Below are 2,892 nucleotides of genomic sequence, written 5' to 3'. Positions count from 1 at the left end.
GTCAGAGGTGGAAGTGTGGTAACATATGTAGCTTACTGATACTAATAGGTCGAGGACTTGACCAAAATAAACCTAAAGGTTTATATCGCAACTAAATCTTTAATTATATGTTTATAAGGAAGATTTCAGTTGCTAAAAATAAATAATGGAAAACATTAAATGTTAGCAGTTTTGAAAGTACTAACAAAAGTTAATACTTTATATAAAGATTATGTGGTTATTATAGCAAAGAGGATACACCTGTTCCCATTCCGAACACAGAAGTTAAGCTCTTGAGCGGCAATGGTACTTGGGGGGCGACCCCCTGGGAGAGTAGCACGTAGCCACGTAATCTTTTTTGTTGTATAAATATTAATTGTTAAAATCTAGCATAATTTTTAAGTATGTGGTTAATCTAATAATGAAATTAATTAATAAAATTAGGAGAGATTTTCATGCTAAAAAAAATATGTTTAGTTTTAACCATTATAGGAGCATTGAATTGGGGAATCATAGGGCTTTTAGGAGTAGATGCTATAGGTAGCCTATTCGGAGGAACATACTCTATGATAAGCCGAATAATATATGCTTTAGTAGGTATAGCAGGTATTATTTTAATACCATCTTTATTTTCTTCAAATGATGATGAAAATAGTTAAAATGATGGTAATAAGATCGATGATTGTAAAAATTATCGATCTTATTTTAGTTTGTAGATAAAATTATATTTTACTTTCAAATTAATTGATATAATTGATTTATTAAAGGTACTACATATATTACGCATTGAATTTCTTTTTACATTATGAATAAGTTTCTATTAAAAATATATAATTTATGGAGGGATATTATGAAACAATATAAGCTAAAAGATAATTATAATAATCATATATTAGAAAAGTTAGAAAAATTAAGAGATGATGATTTGGTATCCTTTCATGTACCAGGACATAAAATCGGTAAAATTTTTAAAAAATTAGGATATCAAAGTATCTTAGAAAATATATACACATTAGATACAACAGAAATAGATGGAACAGATAATTTACATAATGCAAAAGAAATTATAAAACATTCTCAGGATAGGGCAGCGAAGGTATTTAACAGTGATAGAGTAATTTATTTAGTTAATGGGACTACTTGTGGTATAGAAGCTGCTATCATGGCAGTATGTCCTCCGAAATCAAAATTAATTATGAACAGAGATTGCCATCAGTCTGTTATTAATGCATGTATATTAGGCGATATCCATCCTATATATATACAAGCTAAAGTATGTAAGAAAACAAATATAATAATGGGGATAGATATTGAAGATGGAAAGTCAGTAATAGATAATAATTTAGATGCAAAAGCAATAGTTCTTACTTATCCTACTTATTATGGAGGTATCTATGAGTTAAAAGAAATATGTGATTATGCTCATAGTAAAGGTATGGTTGCAATAGTTGATGAAGCCCACGGAGCTCATTTACAACTAAGTAATCAATTGCCTGAATCAGCTATAAATCAGGGAGCAGACATAGTAATTCAAAGCACTCATAAAACATTACCAGCATTTACTCAGTCTTCTATGATGCATATAAAAGGAAATAGGGTTGATGAAAATAGAATAGTAACTATGTTAAGATTCTTAGAATCTTCAAGCCCTTCATATGTACTATTAACTTCTTTAGAATTGGCAGTAGATATATATGATAAATATGGAACAAAATTAATGAATGATTTGCTTAGTAATATAGAGAAGTTTAAAAGCAAATTTGAAAATAATGAAAATATTATAATTGATAATAATATGGACAAAACAAAGATTTTTATTTCGTTGAAGAAATTAGGTATTACAGGATATGAGCTAGATAATATATTGAGAGAAGAATATAAAATTCAAGTTGAACTTTCTAATTATTATGGAGTTTTATTAATATGTACTATTGGTAATGATAAAGAAGATTTTATTAGATTAGAAAATTCATTATATAATTTACTTTCAAAAATAAATAAAAAGGAATTACTAAAGGATATAAATTATCCAGAGAGCATTCCTAAAAAAATATTAAATCCAAGAGATGCATTTTATAGTAATAAAAAAAGCGTGAGGTTAGAAGATAGTATTGGGGAAATAAGTGGAGAGTATATAACTCCATATCCCCCAGGGATAAGTCTTATTTCTCCAGGAGAAATAATTACACAAGAAATTATTACTTATATCCAACAAGGGGTTAAAAATGGTATGATAATAAGTGGTATTAAAGATATTAACTTAGAATATATAGATGTTATTGACATAAATTAAAACTATTTTTAGCTATTGAAAGAACGGGAGGAAAATATGGGCAAAATTTTTTGTTTAATGGGAAAAAGTAGTTCAGGTAAGGATACTATATTTAAAGAAATAAATGAAGATAAAGATTTAGATTTAAAACCAATTATATCCTATACAACAAGACCTAAGCGTATTAATGAAACTAATGGTGTAGAATATTTCTTTATTAATAAAGATGATCTGAATAAATTTGAAAAAGAAAATAAAGTTATAGAAAAGAGAGTATATCATACTGTTCATGGTGATTGGTTCTATGGGACGATAAATGATGGTCAGATAGATTTAAGTAAAAATAATTATTTATTAATAACAACTTTAGAAGCTTATGAGAGCCTGAGAGACTATTTTGGTGATGATAAGGTATGTCCTTTCTATATTGATATAGAAGATGGTATTAGACTAGAGAGAGCCTTAGAGAGAGAAAAAAGGCAGGACAAGCCTAATTATGATGAGCTTTGTAGAAGATTCTTGGCAGACAACCAGGACTTTAGTGATGAAAACTTATCAAATTTAGGTATTAATAAATTTTATATAAATGAAAACTTAGAAAGTTGTATTAATAATATAAAGAAAGATATTCTAAATCTAAT

General features: G+C 27.4%; 3 protein-coding genes and 1 rRNA gene. All 4 read left to right on the top strand.

Annotated elements, in window-relative coordinates; all coding sequences use genetic code 11:
• Positions 1-212: 212 nt before the first annotated feature.
• Positions 213-329 (top strand): 5S ribosomal RNA (rrf, locus tag NSA58_RS18195).
• Positions 330-434: 105 nt separating this feature from the next.
• Entirely contained in the window at positions 435-638 is a 204-nt protein-coding gene (locus NSA58_RS18190) for a DUF378 domain-containing protein (RefSeq protein WP_039680502.1), read from the top strand.
• A 191-nt stretch (positions 639-829) separates the two neighbouring features.
• Positions 830-2,272, top strand: coding sequence for an aminotransferase class I/II-fold pyridoxal phosphate-dependent enzyme (locus NSA58_RS18185; protein WP_052233063.1), 1,443 nt, complete (start codon positions 830-832; stop codon positions 2,270-2,272).
• A gap of 36 nt (positions 2,273-2,308) precedes the next feature.
• Positions 2,309-2,892: nucleoside/nucleotide kinase family protein (locus NSA58_RS18180; protein WP_257560793.1), on the top strand; the 584-nt coding region annotated here is incomplete at its 3' end.

Origin of the sequence: Terrisporobacter muris (assembly GCF_024621905.1) — a bacterium.
GTDB lineage: Bacteria > Bacillota > Clostridia > Peptostreptococcales > Peptostreptococcaceae > Terrisporobacter > Terrisporobacter muris.
This window is presented reverse-complemented; position numbering and strand designations above follow the sequence as displayed.